This is a genomic window from Solemya velesiana gill symbiont, from assembly GCF_002020805.1.
Classification (GTDB): domain Bacteria; phylum Pseudomonadota; class Gammaproteobacteria; order Chromatiales; family Chromatiaceae; genus Sedimenticola_A.
Map to the genome: position 1 here is coordinate 1 of NZ_MPRJ01000118.1, position 3,314 is coordinate 3,314.

Sequence of the window (3,314 nt, forward strand, 5' to 3'; positions counted from 1 at the left end):
AACTGGAAAAAGAAAGTAATCTCAGGCCATAATCCGGCTATCTAGGCGGGTCAATATTAGATGCAAAACCTGGGTCAGTTTTAACTGCAAATCAACAGCAATGTGATCTAATCGTTTTACTGTTCTTGTGCTCGGCCCCTCTTGTTGCGAAGAAAGTCGCAGCCGAAATACCGATTTGCATTCTGCGCCCGTTTTCACGCTCCAGCCTCCTCACCAGCGCAAGAAGACCCCAGCCCTATGGCAGGCCTCTCAGGCGATGTGCAGGACGGGTGGTAACTTAGCGGGATCTGGATATGGTCCGTCCAGTCTTCCTCATAGGGCGGCGCCCCCTAAAGCGGGAACAGATCCCACGTGTCCCATGCTGCAGGGTCCGCTCAATCACCAGGGCTTCATCAATGACTGCCAGAAAACGCATCTCACCGGCACAGTGCGAGCAGATGAGTGGGGCCACTTCGTAAACTTGCTTGATCATGTGCGTCCCGCCACTGCGGGCCGCCCGACTGAGCGCGACGACCTGTAGCCGGGCCTTTCGCATATTTACCACCGAATACCGTACAACCATCTAACTCCAAAAACTGACATCAGTACCCGCTAGTAAGCGCCCTGGATGTTAGCCCCGGCTTTCCGGGGTCGCTTTGCGAATTCGAACATAACCGGGGTAGCCGTTCTAACTTATTGATATCCCAGGTTCCTGCAAGCGTCACAACAGCACTTGATGGGTACGCTTCCGAAGGCCAGTCACAGAGAATATCGGCCCAAGAGAGAGTCAGAGAGGGGAAATGTCGGGATGGAATGGAAATGGCCCGGTACGTTTAAACCGGTCAGAAGGCCCCGAAGTAGTGGGGTTCAGACGTAAAAAAACCGGTTTCAGAGAACCGGTTTTTTTGTAAATTGGCGGAGAGGGAGGGATTCGAACCCACGGAACCCAGAGGGTTCACCTGATTTCGAGTCAGGCCCGTTCGGCCAGCTCCGGCACCTCTCCGATGCGTTTTGACTGTGCGAAAAACATTCCGCTGATCTACAATAGATCTCAATTTTACATCAACCGGGCGGAGGGACTAGCCCGTTTTGGCATCGACAGGTTTCATTCCAAAACAACATGCGTTGGTTCCTCTATCTCACAATCATTTTCCTGCTTGCTGGCTGCAGCATTCCTGAACCCTTGCTTGAAGAGATCAAGGATGAAGGCACGCTGATTGTCATCACCCGCAACAGTCCGACTACTTATTATGAAGGTCCCCAGGGTTTCAAGGGGTTCGAGTACGAGCTGGTTGAGTCATTCACAAAGGAGCTTGGGGTAGAGGTCAAGTACGTCATTCCTGACAGTTTCTCCGATATCTTGCCGATGATCGCCCGGGGAGAGGCACACCTTGCTGCTGCCGGGCTGACCGTAACCCCAAAGCGCGAAACAATGGTGCGCTTCTCGGTTCCCTACCAGCAGATCACCCAGCAGGTTATCTATCGCTCAGGGAAAAAGCGCCCGAAGAAAATCACCGACACCATAGGCGGAACCCTCGAGATCGTTGCCGGTAGCAGCCACGAAGAGGAACTCGAGCGCCTGAAAGAAAAGCATCCCGAGCTGAAATGGGCGCCGCAAAAAGAGCTGGAAAGTGAAGAACTGATCTACCTTGTCAAAGAGCAGGTAATCGATTACACCATTGCGGACTCCAACGAGGCGGCTCTCAATCTTCAACTCTATCCTGAATTGAAAGTCGCCTTTGACCTGACAAAGCCCCAGCCCCTGGCCTGGGCATTCCAACACGCCGAGGACAGCAGCCTCTTCGATGCTGCCAAGCAGTTTCTTGAGAAACAGAAAGCAGATGGCACACTGGATCAATTGATCGAGCGCTATTATGGCCACGTCAAACGCCTGGGATTCGTGGACAAGACCACGTTTACCCGGCACATCGCCAAGCGACTGCCAGAGTATGTACCGCTATTTAAAAAAGCTGCTGAAAAGACCGGGCTGGACTGGCAACTGCTTGCAGCCATCGGCTACCAGGAGTCTCACTGGAACCCCAAGGCGGTCTCCCCCACCGGCGTGAGGGGCATCATGATGCTTACCAAGGCCACCGCAAAACAACTGGATATAGAAGACCGTGAAGACCCTGAGCAGAGCATCATGGGTGGTGCCCGCTACGTACGCCTGGTGGAAAAGAAGATACCCAAACGCATCCAGAATCCGGACCGTCTGTGGTTCGCCCTGGCGGGATACAACGTAGGATTCGGACATCTCGAGGATGCCCGGATTCTTGCACAGCGTGATGGTGCCGATCCGGACAAATGGGCAGACGTAAAGCAGTACCTCCCCCTCCTCTCCCAGGAGAAGCATTTCAAAACCCTAAAGCACGGATATGCTCGTGGTCGCGAACCGGTGAACTACGTAGACAACATCCGCAACTACTACGAACTGCTGGTATGGCACAACGAAAACCAGGCACCCAAGCCTGAGAAGCCCAAGAGCCCTCTGCGCATCACCACGCCTGCAATGCTTTAGGAGCCTTCGCTGTCCGTTGGCCTCTTACGCCTGGACTGAAAAAAGAAACGCAGCTTCTGGCCGCACGCCTCTTCCATCAACCCACCCTCGGCCTCTGTTCTGTGATTGAAGCGGTTATCAGAGGGCAGCAGATCAAAGACACTCCCCGCGGCCCCACCCTTGGGATCAAATGCGCCAAAGACCACCCGCTTCACCCTGGAGTGAACGATGGCACCTGCACACATTGGGCAGGGCTCGAGGGTGACATAAAGCGTTGATCCAGGGAGCCGGTAGTTGCCTATCCGCTGACCCGCATCTCGCAGGGCCATCACCTCTGCATGGGCCGTCGGGTCATTGCTTGCGATGGGACGGTTCCATCCTTCTCCGATGATTTCACCATCCATAACCACAACCGCCCCGATGGGCACCTCGCCCTCCGCTTCGGCCATGTCGGCCAGCTCGAGGGCGCGCTGCATGAAGCGGCTATCCTGGTCGTCGGTATTCATGGGGGGTTAGTTGGCCCAGCTCTCCAGTAACACTCTACATGTATGACATGCTTTGTGGGAGGGCCGCCTCGGCCCGATGCGGCTGTTGATCCGCCACACCATGTTGATCCAGGGTAGATCGCGGCGAGTCTCCGCTCCCACAAGGTTTATCAGTAATACAAAACTTCTTCCCATTGGGAGAGGTAAACAGGCTCGCTTATTCCCACTCTATTGTAAATAAGCCATTTTTATCTTTCGCGGATTCAACTCGCTAGTGCAACAGGTGGGTTGATCCCGAAAAATACCTGATTAGATGTTTTAATGCCAAGGCATTTTCGAGGGCGATTGTTCAG

Annotated in this window: 2 protein-coding genes and 1 tRNA gene; 1 reads left to right on the forward strand and 2 read right to left on the reverse strand. The window is 54.2% G+C overall.

Annotation, left to right across the window (positions count from 1 at the left end; all coding sequences use genetic code 11):
* Positions 1–892: 892 nt before the first annotated feature.
* Positions 893–982, reverse strand: a tRNA-Ser gene (locus BOW53_RS12475).
* A 117-nt stretch (positions 983–1,099) separates the two neighbouring features.
* Here BOW53_RS12475 and mltF point away from each other — a divergent pair.
* Entirely contained in the window at positions 1,100–2,497 is a 1,398-nt protein-coding gene (gene mltF, locus BOW53_RS12480; RefSeq protein ID WP_078488299.1) for a membrane-bound lytic murein transglycosylase MltF, read from the forward strand.
* Here the strand turns inward: mltF and tadA are convergent.
* Positions 2,494–2,982 (reverse strand): tRNA adenosine(34) deaminase TadA, encoded by a 489-nt coding sequence (tadA, locus tag BOW53_RS12485; RefSeq protein ID WP_078488300.1) that lies wholly within the window; start codon positions 2,980–2,982, stop codon positions 2,494–2,496. The genes mltF and tadA overlap by 4 nt on opposite strands.
* Between the last annotated feature and the right edge of the window lie 332 nt (positions 2,983–3,314).

Coding starts and splice junctions, on each gene's coding strand:
- mltF (WP_078488299.1), top strand. CDS start 1,100: ATGCGTTGGTTCCTCTATCTCACAATCATTTTCCTGCTTGCTGGCTGC.
- tadA (WP_078488300.1), bottom strand. CDS start 2,982: ATGAATACCGACGACCAGGATAGCCGCTTCATGCAGCGCGCCCTCGAG.